Origin of the sequence: Holophaga foetida DSM 6591 (genome assembly GCF_000242615.2) — a bacterium.
Classification (GTDB): Bacteria; Acidobacteriota; Holophagae; order Holophagales; family Holophagaceae; genus Holophaga; species Holophaga foetida.
On sequence record NZ_KI912268.1, the window covers coordinates 359,589 to 377,568 of the forward strand.

Sequence of the window (17,980 nt, forward strand, 5' to 3'; positions counted from 1 at the left end):
CTCCTGGAGACCCTAGCACGAAGCCGTGGTGATGGTTTGTCTAAAGATAGGATGGATTCATATCATCGGCCGATCGCCTTCCCAGGTTGTCAGGAGGGCCTGGGTCTGGGGTTGGATGCGGGCGAGGGCATCCTCTACATCCTCCATGGATAGATCCCGATGGGTGATGAAGCGCAGGGCGCTGCCTGCGGGCAGGACCCGGACCCCCTTGGCCTCCAGGGCGTTCATGGCCAGGGGGGCATCGGTGACGGGCACCAGGACGATGTTGGTTTCGGGCTCCTGGGGGCGCAGCCCCATGAGCCGCAAGCCCTCAGCCAGTCGCCGGGCCTTGGCGTGATCCTCCGGTATCCGGGGCAGGTAGTCCAGGGCCACCAGTCCTGCGGCGGCGACTACGCCCCCCTGGCGGACAGCTCCCCCCAGCATCTTGCGGAGGCGTCGGGCTCCATCGATGAGGGGCCTGCTGCCGCACAGGATGGAGCCCATTGGGGCCCCCAGGCCTTTGCTCAGACAGAGGGAGAGGGTATCGGCGCCCAGGGCGAGGTCCTGGATACTGGCTCCAAGGAAGGCTGCCGCGTGCCAGAGCCGGGCCCCGTCCAGGTGGACTTTCAGCCCCTGGTCATGGGCGATGTCCATGAGCGTCCGGGTCTCCGGGATCCCCAGGCAGGTGCCTCCGGCGAAGTTGTGGGTGTTCTCCAGGCAGAGCAGGGTGGTGCGCAGGGTGTAGTACGGCCCCTCCGCTCCGATGGCCCGCCAGAGCTGGTGAGGGGTGATCTTCCCGGGGCCGCCCTCCCAGGGCAGGGCCTCGGGCATGCCCTGGGCGAGCCAGGCGGCGGTTCCCAGTTCAGAGCCCAGGACATGGGCCTTTTCCGGGGCCAGGAAGCGGTCGCCCCGTTGGAGGTGAAGCATCAGGGCGATGAGATTGGCCATGCTGCCGGAGGGGGTCCAGATGGCGGCCTCGAAGCCAGCCAGCTCTGCCACGCGCCGCTCCAGGCGATCCACGGTGGGATCCCGTTCCAGGACCTCGTCCCCCACCTCCGCAGCAGCCATGGCCCTCCGCATCTCATCGGTGGGACGGGTGACCGTATCAGAGCGGAAATCAATGGTTCGCATGGACGCCCCCGGGGACTTGTCCACATTATCGGCGTCCAGATTCCATTCTTGGGAAGGGATGCGAGCAGATGCAAAAAGGGCCGGGCTTGCCACGGCACTCGGGGGAACGACTTAGGGCTGCTTCTTCCGACCTGACCCGGTTCATCGCACCCCGATGCATGGGGCCCGGCTTGGATTCAGGATAGCCGGGGCGCGGGCGTTTGGCCACGACGAAGGTCAGGAACGCGAAAGCATACGGACAAAGCAAGGCGGTTCAGGATCATGAAATGCCTAGGGGATGTCCTTGCCTTTCATTCTGTGTGTCCCGGATATCCTTTTGAAAAATAAGGGACAGGATTGGCAGGATGGCCAGGATGCAACCCTAAAAGAAAGCGCACGAAGAGGATCTTCGTGCGCTTTCTTTTCCTGGTGTCGATCTACCTGCTCCTTACCCATCTTGGGCTCTGGCACCCGGCGAAATCTGTCAAACGCTTGAGCTGGTTGCCCGAGAGGTCGGTGGTGAAGAGCTGCGTGCCGCCACGGCTGCCGCTGGAGAAGACCAGACGGCGCTCGTCCGGGGACCAGGAGGGGCTCTCGGAACTGGCGACGCCGGTGGTGATCTGGTAGGCCTTGCCCTCGCCCAGCTTGTAGACGAAGAGGTCGAACTTGCCTTCAAAGCGGGAGACGTAGGCGATCATGGAACCCCCGGGGCTCCAGGACGGGCTGGTGTTGTAGTTGCCTTCCCGGGTCAGGCGCCGGACGTTGGAGCCATCCTCTTCCATGAGGAAGATCTGGGGACCGCCGTCCCGGTCGGAGGTGAAGGCCAGCTGGTTTCCGCTGGGATTCCAGTTGGGCTCGGTGTTGATGCAGTCGCTCTCCGTGAGGCGGCGCACCCGATCCGTGGCCAGATCCAGCACCATGATGTCGCTATTGCCCTTGCGGTCGCCCTGGGCGAAGGCCAGGCGCTTCCCGTCCGTGGACCAGCAGGGGGCGAAGCAGGGACCCTGGGGCTGCTTCTCACCGATGGGGTAGAGCTTCTCGTGGGGGCCGCCGGGCTTGCGCTGACCCCAGAGAGCTGGGTAGCCCCCCTTGTAGGTCACGTAGGCCAGACGCCCATCCCGAGCCACGGTGGGGCTGATGGTGAGGCTCTGGTACGAGGTGATCTGGGAGGTCTTGGCCCCGTCCCGGTCGATCTGGAAGATCTCCTTGACCCCCGGTGCTGTCTGGCGGGCAAAGACGACCCGGCTGGCGGCCACGCCGCGTTCTCCGGTGAGGCGGGCCACGAGATCATCGGAAATGGAGTGGGCCATGAGGCGCAGGGCATTGTCTCGGCCAACGTAGGTCTTGCCGAAGACCCCCTTGCCGGGCTTGGCGTCGATGGCCTCCAGGCGGGTTTCCAGATCGCCGTTGGGGCGGTGGCTCATCTTGAGGATCAGCAGCCAGTCGGTGCCAGTGGCCACCCAGGCTGGGTAGCTGGCGGCATCTGTGGTCTTGGGCAGGTTCTGGCGGATCACCGCGAAGGGCCCGGCCTCCTCCAGATCGCTGAGGATGACCGAGTGGAACTCTTTTTCCAGGAGGGCGCTGTCCATGCCGGTGGCCTGGGGGAAGGGCACGGCGATGCCCAGTTTGCTTCCGGCGGAAGCAGAGAGGACCACTTCCTGCTGGGCGGGGGCCTGGCCCCAGAGGGGGGCGAAGCAGCTCAGCAGGCATCCGATAATCCAACGTTTCATGGGTACTCCCATCCAATTACCTTACTGTTCATGCTAGCAGGCCGAATCCGGTTCCATCGCGAGACGAGCCAATCGATCCCCGTAGTCCCGCCTCAGCTCCTCGACCCACTCGGGCCGCAGGTGACCGTAGGCAGGGCGGAGCCCCTCGGCGACCCAGGCCTGGAGCTCCGCTACGGAGGCGCAGCCCTCCAGTCTGGTACGGAGGTCCGCCAGGGCTGCTTCATCCGGGCGGAGGCAGGCCTTCACGGGGCCGTAGCTGATGCGGTGGATGGCGCAGGTGCCCAGGGCCTTCAGGGCCTTCCGGTGTTCGGGGGTCCCGTAGCCCTTGTGCTGGGCGAAACCGTAGCCGGGATAATCCGTTTCCATATTCCTCAGCAGGGCGTCCCGGTGGGTCTTGGCGAGGATGGAGGCACAGGCTATGGCGCAGCTCAGGGCATCGCCCTCCACCACCAGCCGCTCTGGAAGGCCCGTGGCCGGGGCGCGGTCGCCATCCACGAAGAGGATCCGGGGGCGGAGCTGCACGCCCTTCACCGCTTGGCGCATGGCCTCTTTGGTGGCCTCCAGGATGTTCTCCCGGTCGATGCCCAGGTTGTCGACTTCCGCCACGGCCCATGCGGGAAGCACCAGCTTGAGCTCCGCAGCCAGGGCTTCCCGCTTATCTGGGGAGAGTTGCTTGCTGTCCCGGGCCCCCCGGAGGACATGGCCCCAGCGCGCCACCACGTCCGGGTTCAGGACGGCGCAGGCCGCCACCACAGGACCGGCCCAGGCGCCGCGCCCCGCCTCGTCCACGCCGCCCCAGGCGATGCCCGGGGGCACGTTGCCCAGATCCCAGTCGAGGGGATTGCGTTTGGCGGGTGCGGTCATCGTTGAATCCTCCGGGCCGGGAAGGCCAGCCCTGTCCATGCCTTGAAGGCGGATCGCTGGGCCGGGGTGGCCCCGCTATCCGCCTGGATGAGGGTGCTGCGGTGGGGGTGTTCCTGGGTGGTGAGTGAGAAGGTGCTCACCCGGCCAAGATGGCCCGCCAGGACCTCGAAGCGGGAGCCCAGGGGGAGATCCCCAAAGCGGTTCTGGGCATCGTGTCCCGAAGCCGTGCGCCAGCCGTTCACCGCCAGGATCTCCATGCCGTAGCTCAGACCAGCCTGGGCGGCGGGGGAGTCAGGGAAGACGTTCTGGATGGTGGCGCCGGAACCGAAGGCGAGGCCCGTGTAGACCTTGGCGCGGGCCAATCCATCGGGGTCGTCCACCCGGCGGAGCTGCTCCCAGGGGGCGCGGCTCTCGAAGCGCAGCCCAAAGGCCTGCTGGATCTCCCGGGGATCCAGTTCCTCCAGCCCCGAGATCCAGGCATCCCAGAAGGGAGCGGGGTCCTGGCCGGTCAGGGTCCCGTAGGCTTTGCGCAGATCCTCGTCCCGAAGATGGCCATCCCCGATCTGCTTCCAGAGCAGGCGGAAGAGATCCTCCAGTCCCAGCTTCCCCTTGGAGGCGAGACGGATGCGGGCCTCCATCATCCAGGCCACCAGGGCGCCCTTCTCGTAGTAGCTCACGCTGCTGTTGGGGCTCCACTCGTTGGGCTTGTAGAGGCGGATCCAGGCGTCGAAGCTGGACTCCTCCAGGCTCTGCTCCAGGCGTCCCGCGCGGGTGGTGTATTCGGTCCACAGGGCCGAGAGCTTGCGCTCCACCCAGGACCAGGGGACCAGCCCCGCCCGGGTCACCAGGGTGTACTGCAGGAGGCTGGTGAAGCCTTCGTGGAACCAGAGGAGGCGGGTGGGGTTCTCGCGGCTGTAGTCGAAGGGGCCCAGCTCAGATGCCCGGAGGCGCTTGACGTTCCAGACGTGGAAGAACTCGTGGGCGATGAGGGTGAAGAGCTCGTAGTAGCCCTCGGGGCTGTCCAGATGGTGAGGGTCCGCCAGAAGGGCCGTGCTTTCCCGGTGCTCCAGGCCGCCCCGCTGGCCGGGGCTGAAGGTGAGGAGAAAGACGTAGCGCTGGAAAGGGAAGCCGTCAAAGATTTCCCCACAGACCTCGGTGACGCGCTCTGTGGCCTCCCGGATGCGTTCCTCGTCCCCGGCGTGCTTCCCGGTGATGGCCAGCTCGAAGGCGGTCTTCCCGACCTTCCAGGTGTGGAGCTTGAAGGTGCCCAGTTCGAAAGGGGCATCCACCAGGGCGTCCTGGTTCTGGGCGAAATAGCAGCCCCTTCGCTTGGGTAGGCCGGTGGCCACTCTCCAATCCTTCGGCCAGCTCTCGAAGCGGACTTCCACAGGACGGCCTTCCCCCTCGGGGTAGAGGAAGGTCGCGGCTCCCTGGAGCTGGGCATGGCTGGCGTCCACATGGTTCGTCCGGACCGTGAGCTCATTGCAGAAGAGGCGGTAGCGCAGGGTGGCTTCACCCTTCATGGCCGGGAGTTGCCAGCGCTGCTTGTCGAGCTTGCGCAGCTCCAGAGTCTTCCCTTCGGCATCTGTGAGGCGCACACGATCCAGGAACTTGGCGTAATCCCGCACCAGGTATGAGCCTGGGGTCCAGGCGGGCAGGGCCAGAACGGGGCCCTTGGCCATGAGATCGGCGGGGAGGCGCAGCTCCACTTCGATCTCATGGGCGGCCAGGTCCAGGGGGCTCAGGCAGGCTTCGATGGGTTGGGTCGGCATGATGGCTCCAGGGGGGCGTGCCCCAGCTTCAGGAAGATCTCCCTCCAGGCCTCCGGAAGGGCCAGGGCGTCCCTTTCTATGGTGCCCTGGTCGTTGCGGACGAAGGGGCCGGTCCGTCCGGCGGGACCTTTCTGCTGGATATTTCGCAGAGTTGCCCGGGCCAGGGGCAGGAGCCCCTCTCCGGGAAGCTGGATGCCGGAGGCCCTGAGGAGCTCCTCGGCGCCAAGCCAGAGGGTGGCGGCGTGTCCCGAGGTGAGGACGGCACAGGCGTGGTAGAGAGCCTTCAGCTCGGGAGGCAGCCCGAAGGGGAGGAAGCCCAGGTCGGCGAAGGCCCGCCCCACGACTTCGGGAATCTCCCCAGAGATTCCGAGGGGGGTTCCCCGCCAGTCCCGGGCCTCGCCATCGAAGCTGGTGAGGGGATGGGCGCAGGGAAGCCCCTCCAGGTGGAGGCTTCCGCTCATGTGGACGCAGCGCCCCGGGAAGCGGGCCGCCTGCTCCAGGATGGCGCCGTCCGGAACCGCCAGCAGAACCCAGCCCTCCGGGGAAGCCTCCCGAGAGACCAGGGAGACTCTGGGGCCCCAGGCCTCCGCCAGGGCGCACCCTGCTTTACCTCTGCCTAGAACTGTAAATTCCATGGACTTGAGTTTGCCTCAAAGGGCGACTTTTGGGACTAAATATGTATTGACAATAATCTTAGTGGTCCTCATTTCGACCTAAATCGAATTTCTACCAGCAGGTGTACCCTGGCAAAAAAAAATCCCTATGAAACTTTTTCAGTTGCACCTGGGTGACTTTGGATAAACTTGGCAGCGTTGGAGGAATCATCATGCGATTCGCGCAAATCGTCATCCCCGTTGCTGTCCTGTTGACGATGGGGGCCGGAATGGCCTGCAAGAAGCCAGCTCCCGTACCTGAACAGCCCAAGGTGGACGACGACGCTGCCACTAGGGCTGCCGCCGAAGAAGAGGCCCGCCGCAGGGCTGCCGCCGAAGCTGAGGCCCGCCGTCTGGCAGAATCCGATGCCGCCAAGGCCAAGGCTGCTGCCGAAGCCGAGGCCGCCCGCAGGGCCGAGGCTGAAAAGGCCGCCTCTTTCCAGCGCGCCGCTGAAGCCGCTCTGAAGGATGTGAATTTCGACTTCGACCACTCCGGCATCCGCGAGGCCGACAAGGCCAAGCTCCAGGCCATCGCCGACTTCATGAAGGCCTACGCCCAGGCTAAGGTTCAGGTTGAGGGGCATTGTGACGAACGCGGTACCGTGGAATACAACTTGGCTCTGGGTGACCGGCGTGCCCACTCCGCCTACGCTTACCTTACGGGGCTTGGCGTGGCTGAGGATCGCCTCAGCACCATCAGCTACGGCAAGGAGAAGCCCAAGGTCCAGGGCAAGGATGAAGAGACCTGGCTCATCAATCGCCGTTGTGAATTCAAGCTCAAGTAGGTTTCTGAAACTTGGAGTGGGAGCGGAGGGATTCATTCCTCCGCTCTTTTGCATGGAGGACTCATGGTGAAACGTGCTCTGGTTGCCCTGCTCGTCCTGGGCGGGCTCGTGGGGTGTCAATCCGAGGAACAGCTTAAGAAGATGCAGGTCGAGATGGGCGACATGAAGATGGAAGTCTTCAAGCTCCGCCGTCAGATGGAGGACGCCAATCAGAAGCAGGAGGCGGAGCGCAGTGCTGCCGATGAGGCCCGCAAGCTCGACCGGCGCTTCCAGGCCGATCTCCAGGACACCCTCCGCCAGCTCCAGGACTCCACCCGGAGCCTGAACGGTCGTCTGCAGGAGACGCCAGCGCGTCGCTCCGGCAAGCCGACGCCCGCGCCTGAGCCCCAGGCTCCTCCTGTACAGGATGACGAGAAGGCCCTGCAGGCCGTACTGCTGGACTACAACCGGGGTAACTATGCTTTGGCTGCGGAAAGCCTGGAGCTCTTTGTGAAGGGCAATCCCAACAGCTCCCGCAAGCCCGATGCCCTCTTCTATCTGGGGCTCTCCCACTACAATCTCAAGGCCTACGACAAGGCCAAGTCCGTCTTTGAGCAGCTCCTCAAGGAGCACCCGACCTCCAACCAATTCCTGCCCGCCAAGCTCAAGCGGGCCCAGTGCCTCAAGTGGCTGGGGCTCAAGCCTGCCGCCATCCAGGCCTTCCGGGAGATCAAGTCCGGCTTCCCCGGCACTTCGGAATCTCGCACGGCCCAGCAGGAACTGGAAGACCTGGGGGCCTGACGCGTGAGTTTCACCGAATCGTGGAGGGTGCCCGTCCGGGTGGATCTGGCCGGGGGCACCCTCGATCTCTGGCCCATCTACGCACTCATGGAGGGCTGTGTCACCGTCAATGCCGCGGTGGATCTCTGGATCGAACTGGAGGTGGAGCGGCAGGGGGTCGGCTTCCAGGTGGAGAGCCGGGATCTCGGCGTCGCCTTCCATGAACGGGAATGGCCGGAGCTCATTCCGGTTCCGGAGCTATCCTGGGTCTGGCGGGTGATGAGCGCCGCCCGTCAGCGTCCGGCCCGCCTTGCCCTCCGGAGCCCTGTGCCCCAGGGCTCGGGGCTGGGAACCTCTTCCTGTATGGGGGTGGGGCTCTTGGGGGCATGCGAGGGACTGGAAGCGGGGCCAGAGCTGGCGGCCCGGGTTCCCCTGATGAGGGATCTGGAAGCCCGGGAGCTCCGCACGCCCACGGGCTGGCAGGACTATTTCCCCGCCGCCCTGGGGGGCTGCCTGGCCCTTCACTGGGATCTGCCGGAACCCCGATGGGAGACGCTTTCGCCCCATCCTGAACTCCTGGAGGACCTGATGGTCTTCTACACCGGCAAGCCCCACCATTCCGGGCTCACCAACTGGGAGGCATACCGGCGCTTCATCGAAGGGGATGGGGTCACCCGCAAGGCCCTGGAGGAAATCCGGGACATCACCCTTGAAATGGCCGTGGCCGTGCCCAGGGACGCCGCCGCCGTGGGAGCCCTCCTCGAACGGGAAGGGCAGGCCCGCTGTCGTCTTTCGCCAGCCGTTGAGACGGATGCCATGCGGGCTGTGCGGGAGCGCGGTCACCGGGAAGGCTGGTACGCCGGGATGAAACCCTGCGGAGCAGGGGGAGGTGGTTGCTGCCTTCTGGTCACCCCCAAGGGACGCCGGGAGGATGCTTGCGCTGCCCTCACAGCCATGGGACTGCCTCCACTGGCGGTCTCCCTCACTTCGAAGGGGTTGCACCGCACTCTGTAACCCGACTAATTGGGCTCTTTTCTACTCTTTCTCCGCTGCCTCCGCGTGAGAATCCTCTCCCGACTGGAGCACCAGGTCCCGGAGTCGCTGATCCCGCCTGCCCATGGGGAGGGCTCGCAATTCCTGGGCTGAAACCCAGCACTGGTTTTCCGTGGGTGGGAAGGGTTCCTCCACTTCCAGGAGAAGGGGGGTGACCTGTTCCCGGCGGTGGGAATAGACCTGGGTCCATCCCTTCCACCTTTTGATTTCTACGGCCCGATAGCCACGAGCGGCCTCGGCGGCCTTCAGGTCCTGGGGTTGGATCTCTTCCCTGAGTGCCCAGGACCAGAGTCCAGCCAGGAGTCCATCTGGGGCGGGTATGTTCACCAGGTACTGTCCAGCTGTCTGGATGGCGATCAGGGTGATCTCCACGGAGCGGACCTTGGCCCTGGGGGCCACCAGGGGGATGTGGTCCACCGTGCCCGCCGCCCGGCTCCTGCAATCGGTTTCGAGGGGGCAGGAATCGCATTGGGCCCGTTTGGAACAGTGGGTTGCGCCCAGCTCCATGAGGGCCTGGGTCATGCGGGAGGGACCGTGGGCGGTCAGGGCGGGGCGCAGCCAGGTGCGAAGCTCATTCCCCCTGTCCTTGGGATCCGTCTCGATGCCCAGTAGGCGCGCCAGAACCCGGAAGGCATTGCCATCGAGGGCGGGTTCGGGCCACTGGAAGGCGATGGAGGCGATGGCCGCCGCGGTGTAAGGCCCCAGTCCGGGCAGGGCCAGGAGACCCTCGAGGTCCGCAGGCCAACCCTGCTCATGGATGCTCCTGGCCGCCGCCTGCAGGAACCGGGCGCGACGGTAATAGCCGAGCCCCTCCCAGAGCTTGTGGATCTGCTGCTCTGGTGCCTCGGCCAGGGCCCGGACCGTGGGTAGGGCCAGCATCCAACGCTCGAAGTAGGGCACCACCGTGACCACCTGGGTCTGCTGGAGCATCAGCTCCGAAACCAGGACTGCGTAAGGGTCCGGGTGCGGCTGATCCAGATCCAGGGCCCGCCAGGGCAGCACCCGGCGATGGGCTTCGAACCAGCTGACCAGGGGTGTGAGAATGGCACTGGCCTCTGGCTTTTCCTCTGCGCCCTTTCTTCTCATCTCTGCGCCCTCTGCGTTGGATCCTTTAAATACAAAAAAGCAGCGACCCGGAGATCGCTGCTTTATGGTGCCCGCGAGCAGACTCGAACTGCTACGACTTGTGGTCACCACCCCCTCAAGATGGCGTGTCTACCAATTTCACCACGCGGGCCTGAATACTAAGAATCCCATGCATCCAGGATGCTGTCAAGCACTACTTTTGAGCAGGGGCGGGCATTTGCGGGGCGGGGGCGCTCTGAACCGGCTGGGTGCTGGTCTTCTTCTCGAGAACCGAGCGATTCTCACGCACAATGTTGAACTCGATGAGCAGGGAGGTGGCCAGGAAGCAGGCCGCCACCCAGTAGGTCAGCTTGGCGAGGAAGGGCGCGGCACCCTGGGCACCGAAGGCACTGTTGGCTCCGCCGCCGCCGAAGGCCGCTCCCAATCCGCCGCCCTTGGCCCCCGGCTGAAGCAGGATGCCCCCGATGAGGATCAGGCTCGCAATGATATGAAGAGTCAGCAGGAATCCGCTCATGAATACTCCGAACCCTTTATGCTACCAGGATCCGCGGGAACAGGTCCCCTTCCTTTTTGCTCGCCAGGGCTTCAGAGCATCTGGCTCAGCAGGGTCCGAAGGGGGACCGTGACGGGTCGGATGGCCTTGAAGCAATCCAGAGCTTCGAAGGGCAGGTTCACGACCGCCTGGAAGGCGTGGGGGGCACCGGTCTGGGCCTGGAAGTAGGCCAGGGCTGGCGAAAGGCGGGTGTCGCTGGTCTTCACCTCTACCAGGAACCAGGGCTGGCGGTCCTTCACCACCAGGAAGTCGACCTCCCGTTTCTGCTTGTCACGCAGGTAGTGCAGCTCGAACGTTCCGAATCCCAGGTCAGTCCACCCCTCGACGGCCTTGAGCAGGTGGCAGGCTGTGAGGGTCTCGGCCCGATGCCCCTCGTCCAGGATGCCGCTCCAGTCCCGCAGGAACCATTTGGGCTCCTTGCGCAGGGCTTTGGCCACGTTGGTGAACCAGGGGCGGACCAGGAATCCGTAGTGGAGGTGCTCCAGGAGATCCACCCATCGCTTGATGGTGTCCACGGCCACCCCCACCTCGGCTGCCAGATTGGCGTAGACGAGCTGCTCCCCGCTGCGCTCTGCCAGGAGGCGCATCAGGATCTCCAGGGTCCCCAGTTCCTGGACCCGGGTGAGTTCCCGGAGATCCTCGTGCGCGAGCTGATCCTGCCGGAGGGAACGCCAGCGTCGGGTGAAGCGGAGGTCCCTCCGCAGGAATGGCTCCGGAAAGCCGCCATGGACCCAGAGAGCCTCCCAGTCGGCTTCATCGATGGGCATGGGGAGACGGATCTCATGGTCGGGGAGGTCGACCCGGGCGCACTCCGCCACGGACCAGGGGTGCATGCGGTAGAGCAGGTAGCGGCCCATGAGGCTGTCGCCCCCCCGCCGGAAGACATCCAGTCGGGAACTGCCCGTCACCATGACCTTGGCCCGCTCGCCATAAGTATCGAAGAAGCCCTTGAGTATAGCCTTCCAGCGGGGGGTCTTGTGCAGTTCGTCCAGGACGACCACCGGCAGGTCGGCTCGCAGACGATCCAACTCCAGGGCCTCTGCCAGCGCCGCCGGGCCCTTCACGAGAATGCGGCGATCATCCGTGTTGTCCCAGTTGAAGTATCGGTCCCCCAGGCCTCGGCAGACCGTGGTCTTGCCCACCTGTCGCGGGCCGCTCACCAGGGCCATCTGGCGGTTCCTTCGGAAATGGTCGTTCAGGAGCGCTGTATAGAATCGGGGCCGGTGTGTCATCTGACTATTATCGCGTATGTCGTAAAATGGTCCAGACCATATTCGTGATGTGTCGAAAATGGTCTGGACCGCCTCCTGATGTCGGGCTGAATGCCGAGCGGCCAGTCCGGTTTCCCGTCCTGGCCGCTTCTCTCTTCGTGGTGCATCCTTAGCCGACGCGGGCCGGGCTCAATCCTGGTGCTTCAGTGCCTTGATAAGGATCTCGGCCAGGGGCTTGATCTTGTGGGGCTCGCTGAGGTAGGCGCCCCGGGCTGCCACGAGGCGGGCGGAGGAGCGGCCCAGGAGGGCGATCTCCACCAGGCCGTGGGCCTTGAGGGTTCCCCCGGTCTGCACCAGGTCCACGATGCCGTCCGCCAGGCCCAGGAGGGGGGCCAGCTCGACGCTGCTGCTGAGGGGCACCAGTTCGGCGGTGAGGCCTTCCTTGGCCAGCCATGCTTCGGTGGAGCGCTGGAACTTGGTGGCCAGACGGAGGTGGGGACGGTTCCGCAGTTCCTCCAAAGTCGTGCCCTGGGGGACGCAGAGGGACATGCGGCAGGCACCGAATTCCAGGTCCGCCAGCTCCAGGAGATCCATATCCAGCTCGTCCAGGGTGTCCGAGCCCACGATGCCGAGGGCGGCCACACCGGCGGCCACGTACCGGGGCAGATCGCTGCCCTTGAGGAGCAGGGCCTGGACCTCGGGGGTGGCGGTGGGGATCCGCAGCACCCGGGACTTCATGGCCGTGGCGTCCAGGGCTAGCGGCGTGTCCACCAGAAGCTTCATCAGTTCGTCGCCGAGGCGACCCTTGGGATAGGCGATCAGGATGCTCATGGCTGCTCGAAGAGGTCGGGCCGGGTTTCGGCCAGGTCCAGGAGGCGGGAGATGCGGACGCAGAAGCCTGCGGCCTGCCAGGGCTTGCCCAGCTCGGGATAGAGGCCGTCGTAACGGCCGCCCGAGGCCAGTTCCTGCTGGGCGCCGGGGGCCCAGAGGCGCAGGGTGGGGCCGGTGTAGAAGTCCAGGCCCTCCACATCCGCCAGATCCAGGCGCAGTTCCAGGTTGGGGGGCAGGATGGGCAGCAGGCTCCGGAGGGCCTGCTCCATGTGTCGACGATCGTCCTTGAGGAGATCGGCGTAGGGGCTGGCGTCCAGGGCCTTGAGGGCCTCGGCGCCACCCAGTTCGGAGACCAGGGCCTGGGCGTGGGCCGTCAGGCGCTCTGCGGCGGGGTGTCCCTCCAGGACCTGGAGGACCCGGTGGGGAGCACGGCGGGAGAGGGCGGATACCACGGCTTTCGTCTGCTCCGGCGAGAGTTGCTCAGCCTCCATGGGACGGCGCACCAGGGCGGCGTTGCCCAGGTGGATGATGGCGTTCTTCAGGCCGATGGCCCCGGGAACCGCCATGAGGAGGCGAGCCAGTTCGAGGTCGCTCTCCCCGTTGGCCTCGGCCCCGTTCTGGATGAATTCGCAGCCCACCTCGAAGCGTTCGACAGCCTCCCAGGGCTGGACAGGGCGACGGAAGACCGGGCCAGCGTAAGAGATCCGGCCCGGAGGTTCGGGGAAGCGGCGGGTGACGACACCGGCCAGGGCGACGGTGAAGTCCCAGCGCAGGGCCACCAGATCCTCGCCGTCGAAGAAGCGCAGGGCGCCTTCCGGTACGGGATCCCGCATCACCATCGAGGGGTGCATCTCCCGGCAGCCCGCCTGCTCCAGAAGGGTCATGAGGGCCGTCTCCCAGCGCCGCAGGCGTCCGGCGGCCCGGAAGAGGAGATCGGGGAAGTGTGGGGTTCGGACTGGCATCAGGCGGGTCCTCCCGTGGCCTTGGCGTGGCGCTTGTGGAGCACTTCAATGGCCTCGTTGAGGGAGGCGCCGTAGTTCAGGAGCAGCAGGTCAAGGTGGAAGATGAGGTCTGCCGCCTCGCCCAGGAATTCCTCGCGATCATCGTTCTTGGCGGCGATGACCACCTCGCCGGCCTCCTCCACCACCTTCTTGCCGATGCGGTCCACACCCTTGGCGAAGAGCTTCTGGGTGTAGCTCCCCTCGGGGTCGGCGGCGGCCTTCCGGCCCTTCAGCAGGGTCTCCAGGCGGCCCATCCAGGGCAGGGTGGTGGGCCAGGGCTCCTCGCCGTCGAAGCAGCTGGAGGTCCCGTTGTGGCAGGCGGGACCCTCGGGTTCCGCCAGGATCAGGAGGGTGTCGCGGTCGCAGTCGGGACGGATCTGCACCAGCTTGAGGCGGTTCCCGCTGGTTTCCCCCTTGGTCCAGAGGGCCTGGCGGGAGCGGCTCCAGAACGTCACGAAGCCGGTCTTCTGGGTGAGATCCAGGGCCTCACGGTTGAGCCAGGCCATCATGCGGACCTCGCCGTAGAGATCCTGCACGATGCCCGGGATCAGGCCGTTTTCGTCGAATTTGAGGGTCGAGATGTCCATGTCAGCTCCGAGTCACAACGCCATGCTGCGCGAGGTAGGTCTTGAGGGTGGGGATGGGCAGGATGCCTTCGTGGAACAGGGTGGCGGCCAGCACCGCATCGGCACCGTGCTCGAGGGCCTCCAGGAAGTGGACGTCCTTGCCAGCGCCCCCCGAGGCGATCAGGGGGATGGGCAGCTTGGAGGCCTGCTCCAGCAGTTCCAGATCGAAGCCGTCCAGGGTGCCGTCCCGGTCCATGGAGGTCAGGAGGATCTCACCGGCCCCCAGCTCATTGAGCTGCCAGAGCCACTCGATGGCGGAGCGCTCCGTGGGCTGGGTGCCGCCCTTGAGGTAGACCCGCCATCCCAGCTCTGGATCGCGCTTCACGTCCACGGCGGCCACGACGCACTGGCGCCCGAAGGCCTCCGCCATCTCCGTCACCAGTTCGGGACGGTTGGAGGCGGCGGTGTTGACGGCGACCTTGTCGGCGCCAGCCCGCAGCAGGAGGCGGCCATCCTCTGCGGAGGAGACGCCGCCCCCCACGGTGAAGGGGATGCTCAGTTCCCGGGCCACGCCCCGCACCCAGGCCTCGCGGGTGCCGCGATTCTCCAGGGAGGCGGCGATGTCCAGGAAGACCAGCTCGTCGGCGCCTTCCTTGTCGTAGCGCTTGGCCAGTTCGACCGGGCTTCCCAGGTCACGCAGCTGCTTGAACTGAATACCCTTCACCACTCGGCCGTTCTTGACGTCCAGGCAGGGAACGATGCGTTTCGCGGGCATCAGGCACCTCCCCGGAGGGCGGCCTGGACCCTGGGATCCTCAAGGACGATGTGGCCTTCCATGAGGGCCTTGCCGCTGATGGCTCCAGTGATGCCCGGAACCAGGGAGAGGGACTCCAGGTCTGTGATGGCCTTGAGGCCACCGCTGGCCTGGACCTGGAAACCGGCCTTGGCCACCAGGGCCGTGGCCTCGATGCCTGGCCCCTCCAGGGTGCCGTCCCGGCCCACATCCGTCACCAGGGCGCGGTCGATGCCCAGGTCCAGGAGGGAGCGGAAGATGGCTTCGTTGCTGCGGCCGCTGGCGCTCTGCCAGCCCCGGGTGACGACTTCCAGATTCTTCATGTCCAGCGCAGCGATGAGGCCCTGGAGGTCCGCGAGGGCCTCGGGCTTCTCGACCGCCAGGGTGCCCACCACCGCCTCGAAGCCTAGATCCAGGACTTCCTGGACGGTTTCCCGGCTCCGCAGGCCACCTCCCAGCTGGAACTGGACCGATGGGTAGCGCTTGGGGAATTCGACGAAGGCGCCCTGGTGGGCCTCTCCGAAGGCGGCATCCAGATCCACCAGGTGGATGCGGGTAGCTCCGGCGGCCATCACCTTCTCGACCCAGGATTCGGGCGAGAACTCATAGAAGGTGGCCTGGTTGCGGTCACCGTGGCGCAGGCGCACCAGGCGGCCTGCCATGAGGTCCATGCTGGGAATCAGTTGCATGTCGTCTCCCGTGTTGCGCCCATCCAGGCCAGGGCGGACTGGAGAAGCAGGAGCCCCAGGGGGCCGGATTTCTCGGGGTGGGGCTGGAAGCCCAGGGTGCGGCCCCGGGCCTCCACGGCGGCGAAATCGCGACCGTGGTGCGCCGTCAGGATGGTGCCTTCATTGGCTTCCAGGGCATAGCTGTGGACGAAGTAGAGCCAGCCTCCGGTGGGGTTCCCGAAGGCGGGATGGGCATGGTTCAGGGTCACCTGGCTCCAGCCCATGTGGGGGACCTTGACTCCGGGGCCCAGGCGGCGCACGACGCCGGGCAGGAGGCCCAGGCCGTCTTCCCTGGGGGCCTCTTCACTGCCCTCGGCCAGGAGCTGAAGGCCCAGGCAGATGCCCAGCAGGGGGCGGCCCGAGGCCACCATGCCCGGTAGTTCCCGCCACCAGCCCCGCTGTACCAGGGAGCGCTTGGCGGATTCGAAGTGACCCACCCCCGGGAGCACCAGGGGGCCATCCTCACCCGCCTCGTCGGGACCCTGGGCCAGCCGGTAGGGCAGTCCCAGGCGCTCCAGGGCCCCCTCCAGGGAGGCCAGGTTTCCTGCGTCGTAGTCGATCAGAGTGAGCATGGGGACATTCCGGTGGGGGGCGGGAAAGGAGTCAACGCAGAGGGCGCGGAGAAAGAAAAGAAAGGGCGCAGAGAAAAGCTGAAAAGCAAGGAGGATCTGGGACGCTGAGCATGGAGTCGTAAGGCAACCGGGCGGGGAGGTTTCGCGAGATCGGCGCCTGTCTCGATTGCTTTTCTCATCTTTTCTCTGCGCCCTTTCTTTATAAACTCTGCGCCCTCTGCGTTGACTCTTTTCCGATCGGTGAGTTCTAGACCAGGGTGCCCTTGGTAGACGGGACATCCCCCCCGGTGATGGCCACGGCCTGGCGCAGGGCCCGGGCCAGGGCCTTGAAGAGGGCCTCGATCTTGTGGTGGAGGTTCACGCCCCGCAGGACATCGGCATGGAGGGTGAGGGCGCCCCGGTTGGCCAGGGCCACGAAGAACTCCCGCACCATCTCGGTCTGGAAGCCATCCCCCATGACCAGGTGGGGCATGGGGGCCTCGAAGACACAGCAGGGGCGGCCGGAGAGATCGATGACCACCCGGGCCAGGGCCTCATCCAGGGGGACGTAGGCATGGCCGTACCGCTCGATGCCCCGGCGGTCGCCGAGGGCTTCCTTGAGGGCTTCGCCCAGGCAGAGGCCCACGTCCTCCACCAGGTGGTGGCTGTCCACGGGCAGATCGCCCTTGGCCTCGATCTGGAGGCCCAGGCCGCCATGCTTGGCGATCTGCATGAGCATGTGATCGAAGAAGCCCAGTCCCGTCTGGATGCGGGTTTCGCCGCCATCCAGGTTCAGGGTCAGCCGGATCTCGGTCTCGCCGGTCTTGCGTTGGAGGGTGGCACTTCTCATGCGGACTCCCTTTGGAGGACGGGCAGCAGTTCACGAAGGAAGGCAAAGGAAAAGTCTTCCGGCCGCTCGAAGCGGTGGCGCTCCGGGCCTATGGCGGCGAAACGCCAGCGCAGCTCGGGACGGATCTCGGCGGCCCGGCGCAGGCAGGTGGCATCATCCACCGTATCCCCGGCGAAAACGATCTCCGTGGCCTGGAAGGCGTCGGCCAGTTGCAGAAGGCCGCAGGGCGAGGGCTTGCGGAGGTGGGGGGCCCGGTCGGGGATCGCCGGGAGGCTGAAGCCCAGGACCAGCCAGGCCAGGGCCAGCTCCTCCGGGGGGCGGCCCGTGAGGATGGCCAGTTCGAAGCCGGTGGACTGGAGTTCCTCCAGGGTGGCGAAGGCCTTCTCGAAGCTGATGGTGTCGCTGTAATGGCGCTGTACCACGGGCTTGACCTGTTCCTCCAGCTCGGCGATGCGGGGTTCCAGCTCCGGGAAGCCCTTGCCCATGGCAGCCCCGATCAGGGGCACGACGTCCACATTGCCGAAGACCTCGGCCAGGGCCAGGGCACCGGCGGCCAGCTTGAAGTCGTTGTTGAAGCCCCCGAGGCGCTTGAAGGCCCGGAAGGATGCATCGCCCCAGGGCAGGGCAGGGCGCAGCTCCGCCACGGTGCGGGCCACGGCCTCCATGAAGCTGCGGTCAGCGTCGATGAGCACCCCATCGATGTCCAGGGCCAGGAGGCGTCGGACCGGGCCGAGGGAGGGAAGGATCTCCGCCTCGATCGGTCTGGAGGGAAGGCAGGCCAAGCGCTCGGGAGCCCCCAGGAGCATTCCCAGATCCGTGCCGTCCACCCTGCGGAGCAGGAGGGTGTCGGGGTTGCAGTCCACCACCAGTCGCTGGTTGGGTTCGCCGGGCTGGAGGGATGTCTCATCCACCAGGCTGACTGAACCTCCGAAGGCGCTTTCCACCGATTCCTTCAGGGCTGCAGGAGAAGGCCCCAGGAGCAGGCCGCCCTCGGGAGCCCCGAGGCGCTGGCGCAGAACTTCAGTGAAAGGGGTGGTGGCGGAGAGGGTCATGGCTGCTCATCGGGCTGGGAATGGGCGAAGCGAAGCCTCCGTGCGGAAGGGGG

At 66.0% G+C, this 17,980-nt stretch carries 19 protein-coding genes, 1 tRNA gene and 1 other RNA gene; 3 read left to right on the forward strand and 18 right to left on the reverse strand.

The window, feature by feature from the left end; translation table 11 throughout:
• Positions 1-57 precede the first annotated feature (57 nt).
• The 6 genes from HOLFODRAFT_RS0201605 to HOLFODRAFT_RS22410 form a co-directional block, all read right to left on the reverse strand.
• Positions 58-1,110, reverse strand: a complete 1,053-nt coding sequence (locus tag HOLFODRAFT_RS0201605) for a threonine aldolase family protein (protein ID WP_005037106.1) — start codon at positions 1,108-1,110, stop codon at positions 58-60.
• 75 nt (positions 1,111-1,185) lie between these two features.
• Positions 1,186-1,281, reverse strand: an RNA gene (ffs, locus tag HOLFODRAFT_RS23690) — signal recognition particle sRNA small type.
• Positions 1,282-1,526: 245 nt separating this feature from the next.
• A complete protein-coding gene (locus HOLFODRAFT_RS0201610) occupies positions 1,527-2,819 on the reverse strand; it encodes a PD40 domain-containing protein (protein ID WP_005037104.1) in 1,293 nt (430 codons plus the stop codon).
• Positions 2,820-2,852: 33 nt separating this feature from the next.
• A complete protein-coding gene (locus HOLFODRAFT_RS18765) occupies positions 2,853-3,683 on the reverse strand; it encodes a ribonuclease HII (protein WP_005037103.1) in 831 nt (276 codons plus the stop codon).
• Entirely contained in the window at positions 3,680-5,455 is a 1,776-nt protein-coding gene (locus tag HOLFODRAFT_RS18770) for a M61 family metallopeptidase (protein WP_005037101.1), read from the reverse strand. The genes HOLFODRAFT_RS18765 and HOLFODRAFT_RS18770 overlap by 4 nt, the downstream gene beginning before the upstream one ends.
• Positions 5,425-6,090, reverse strand: coding sequence for a DUF2520 domain-containing protein (locus HOLFODRAFT_RS22410; protein WP_005037100.1), 666 nt, complete (start codon positions 6,088-6,090; stop codon positions 5,425-5,427). The genes HOLFODRAFT_RS18770 and HOLFODRAFT_RS22410 overlap by 31 nt, the downstream gene beginning before the upstream one ends.
• 191 nt (positions 6,091-6,281) lie before the next feature.
• Between HOLFODRAFT_RS22410 and HOLFODRAFT_RS0201630 the strand changes: the two genes are divergently transcribed.
• The 3 genes from HOLFODRAFT_RS0201630 (at position 6,282) to HOLFODRAFT_RS0201640 (ending at position 8,666) form a co-directional block, all read left to right on the forward strand.
• Positions 6,282-6,893, forward strand: coding sequence for an OmpA family protein (locus tag HOLFODRAFT_RS0201630; RefSeq protein ID WP_005037098.1), 612 nt, complete (start codon positions 6,282-6,284; stop codon positions 6,891-6,893).
• A gap of 63 nt (positions 6,894-6,956) precedes the next feature.
• On the forward strand, positions 6,957-7,673 hold the full coding sequence (locus HOLFODRAFT_RS0201635) for a tetratricopeptide repeat protein (protein ID WP_005037096.1): 717 nt from the start codon (positions 6,957-6,959) through the stop codon (positions 7,671-7,673).
• Between the two features lie 3 nt (positions 7,674-7,676).
• The gene (locus HOLFODRAFT_RS0201640; RefSeq protein ID WP_005037094.1) at positions 7,677-8,666 is read left to right on the forward strand and encodes a GHMP family kinase ATP-binding protein; all 990 of its coding nucleotides are present in this window, start codon (positions 7,677-7,679) and stop codon (positions 8,664-8,666) included.
• A 21-nt stretch (positions 8,667-8,687) separates the two neighbouring features.
• Here the strand turns inward: HOLFODRAFT_RS0201640 and HOLFODRAFT_RS18780 are convergent, their stop codons facing one another.
• From HOLFODRAFT_RS18780 to HOLFODRAFT_RS0201700, 12 genes are all read right to left on the reverse strand, one after another.
• On the reverse strand, positions 8,688-9,791 hold the full coding sequence (locus tag HOLFODRAFT_RS18780; protein WP_005037092.1) for an A/G-specific adenine glycosylase: 1,104 nt from the start codon (positions 9,789-9,791) through the stop codon (positions 8,688-8,690).
• Positions 9,792-9,856: 65 nt separating this feature from the next.
• Positions 9,857-9,942 (reverse strand) — tRNA-Leu (locus HOLFODRAFT_RS0201650).
• A 42-nt stretch (positions 9,943-9,984) separates the two neighbouring features.
• Complete coding sequence (secG, locus tag HOLFODRAFT_RS18785) at positions 9,985-10,305, reverse strand: preprotein translocase subunit SecG (RefSeq protein WP_005037090.1); 321 nt, start codon at positions 10,303-10,305, stop codon at positions 9,985-9,987.
• Between the two features lie 71 nt (positions 10,306-10,376).
• On the reverse strand, positions 10,377-11,513 hold the full coding sequence (locus HOLFODRAFT_RS0201660; RefSeq protein ID WP_005037088.1) for an ATP-binding protein: 1,137 nt from the start codon (positions 11,511-11,513) through the stop codon (positions 10,377-10,379).
• Positions 11,514-11,744: 231 nt separating this feature from the next.
• Positions 11,745-12,386 carry an ATP phosphoribosyltransferase gene (gene hisG, locus HOLFODRAFT_RS0201665; RefSeq protein WP_005037087.1) on the reverse strand — a complete coding sequence of 214 codons (642 nt, stop codon included), beginning with the start codon at positions 12,384-12,386 and terminating at the stop codon, positions 11,745-11,747.
• On the reverse strand, positions 12,383-13,348 hold the full coding sequence (locus HOLFODRAFT_RS0201670) for an ATP phosphoribosyltransferase regulatory subunit (protein WP_005037084.1): 966 nt from the start codon (positions 13,346-13,348) through the stop codon (positions 12,383-12,385). The genes hisG and HOLFODRAFT_RS0201670 overlap by 4 nt, the downstream gene beginning before the upstream one ends.
• On the reverse strand, positions 13,348-13,974 hold the full coding sequence (gene hisIE, locus HOLFODRAFT_RS0201675; RefSeq protein ID WP_005037082.1) for a bifunctional phosphoribosyl-AMP cyclohydrolase/phosphoribosyl-ATP diphosphatase HisIE: 627 nt from the start codon (positions 13,972-13,974) through the stop codon (positions 13,348-13,350). Before hisIE ends, HOLFODRAFT_RS0201670 begins: the two co-directional genes overlap by 1 nt.
• 1 nt (position 13,975) lies before the next feature.
• Positions 13,976-14,728, reverse strand: coding sequence for an imidazole glycerol phosphate synthase subunit HisF (hisF, locus tag HOLFODRAFT_RS0201680; protein WP_005037081.1), 753 nt, complete (start codon positions 14,726-14,728; stop codon positions 13,976-13,978).
• The gene (locus HOLFODRAFT_RS0201685; RefSeq protein WP_005037078.1) at positions 14,728-15,435 is read right to left on the reverse strand and encodes a 1-(5-phosphoribosyl)-5-[(5-phosphoribosylamino)methylideneamino]imidazole-4-carboxamide isomerase; all 708 of its coding nucleotides are present in this window, start codon (positions 15,433-15,435) and stop codon (positions 14,728-14,730) included. The genes hisF and HOLFODRAFT_RS0201685 overlap by 1 nt, the downstream gene beginning before the upstream one ends.
• The gene (hisH, locus tag HOLFODRAFT_RS0201690) at positions 15,426-16,046 is read right to left on the reverse strand and encodes an imidazole glycerol phosphate synthase subunit HisH (RefSeq protein ID WP_005037076.1); all 621 of its coding nucleotides are present in this window, start codon (positions 16,044-16,046) and stop codon (positions 15,426-15,428) included. Before hisH ends, HOLFODRAFT_RS0201685 begins: the two co-directional genes overlap by 10 nt.
• Positions 16,047-16,293: 247 nt before the next feature.
• On the reverse strand, positions 16,294-16,875 hold the full coding sequence (gene hisB / locus HOLFODRAFT_RS0201695; protein WP_005037073.1) for an imidazoleglycerol-phosphate dehydratase HisB: 582 nt from the start codon (positions 16,873-16,875) through the stop codon (positions 16,294-16,296).
• Positions 16,872-17,927, reverse strand: coding sequence for an HAD family hydrolase (locus HOLFODRAFT_RS0201700; protein ID WP_005037072.1), 1,056 nt, complete (start codon positions 17,925-17,927; stop codon positions 16,872-16,874). Before HOLFODRAFT_RS0201700 ends, hisB begins: the two co-directional genes overlap by 4 nt.
• Positions 17,928-17,980 lie beyond the last annotated feature (53 nt).

What these genes read in the sequence shown, in the direction of transcription:
- HOLFODRAFT_RS0201605 (WP_005037106.1), bottom strand. Translation starts at nt 1,110, where the DNA reads ATGCGAACCATTGATTTCCGCTCTGATACGGTCACCCGTCCCACCGAT.
- HOLFODRAFT_RS0201610 (WP_005037104.1), bottom strand. Translation starts at nt 2,819, where the DNA reads ATGAAACGTTGGATTATCGGATGCCTGCTGAGCTGCTTCGCCCCCCTC.
- HOLFODRAFT_RS18765 (WP_005037103.1), bottom strand. Translation starts at nt 3,683, where the DNA reads ATGACCGCACCCGCCAAACGCAATCCCCTCGACTGGGATCTGGGCAAC.
- HOLFODRAFT_RS18770 (WP_005037101.1), bottom strand. Translation starts at nt 5,455, where the DNA reads ATGCCGACCCAACCCATCGAAGCCTGCCTGAGCCCCCTGGACCTGGCC.
- HOLFODRAFT_RS22410 (WP_005037100.1), bottom strand. Translation starts at nt 6,090, where the DNA reads ATGGAATTTACAGTTCTAGGCAGAGGTAAAGCAGGGTGCGCCCTGGCG.
- HOLFODRAFT_RS0201630 (WP_005037098.1), top strand. Translation starts at nt 6,282, where the DNA reads ATGCGATTCGCGCAAATCGTCATCCCCGTTGCTGTCCTGTTGACGATG.
- HOLFODRAFT_RS0201635 (WP_005037096.1), top strand. Translation starts at nt 6,957, where the DNA reads ATGGTGAAACGTGCTCTGGTTGCCCTGCTCGTCCTGGGCGGGCTCGTG.
- HOLFODRAFT_RS18780 (WP_005037092.1), bottom strand. Translation starts at nt 9,791, where the DNA reads ATGAGAAGAAAGGGCGCAGAGGAAAAGCCAGAGGCCAGTGCCATTCTC.
- secG (WP_005037090.1), bottom strand. Translation starts at nt 10,305, where the DNA reads ATGAGCGGATTCCTGCTGACTCTTCATATCATTGCGAGCCTGATCCTC.
- HOLFODRAFT_RS0201660 (WP_005037088.1), bottom strand. Translation starts at nt 11,513, where the DNA reads ATGGCCCTGGTGAGCGGCCCGCGACAGGTGGGCAAGACCACGGTCTGC.
- hisG (WP_005037087.1), bottom strand. Translation starts at nt 12,386, where the DNA reads ATGAGCATCCTGATCGCCTATCCCAAGGGTCGCCTCGGCGACGAACTG.
- HOLFODRAFT_RS0201670 (WP_005037084.1), bottom strand. Translation starts at nt 13,348, where the DNA reads ATGCCAGTCCGAACCCCACACTTCCCCGATCTCCTCTTCCGGGCCGCC.
- hisIE (WP_005037082.1), bottom strand. Translation starts at nt 13,974, where the DNA reads ATGGACATCTCGACCCTCAAATTCGACGAAAACGGCCTGATCCCGGGC.
- hisF (WP_005037081.1), bottom strand. Translation starts at nt 14,728, where the DNA reads ATGCCCGCGAAACGCATCGTTCCCTGCCTGGACGTCAAGAACGGCCGA.
- HOLFODRAFT_RS0201685 (WP_005037078.1), bottom strand. Translation starts at nt 15,435, where the DNA reads ATGCAACTGATTCCCAGCATGGACCTCATGGCAGGCCGCCTGGTGCGC.
- hisH (WP_005037076.1), bottom strand. Translation starts at nt 16,046, where the DNA reads ATGCTCACTCTGATCGACTACGACGCAGGAAACCTGGCCTCCCTGGAG.
- hisB (WP_005037073.1), bottom strand. Translation starts at nt 16,875, where the DNA reads ATGAGAAGTGCCACCCTCCAACGCAAGACCGGCGAGACCGAGATCCGG.
- HOLFODRAFT_RS0201700 (WP_005037072.1), bottom strand. Translation starts at nt 17,927, where the DNA reads ATGACCCTCTCCGCCACCACCCCTTTCACTGAAGTTCTGCGCCAGCGC.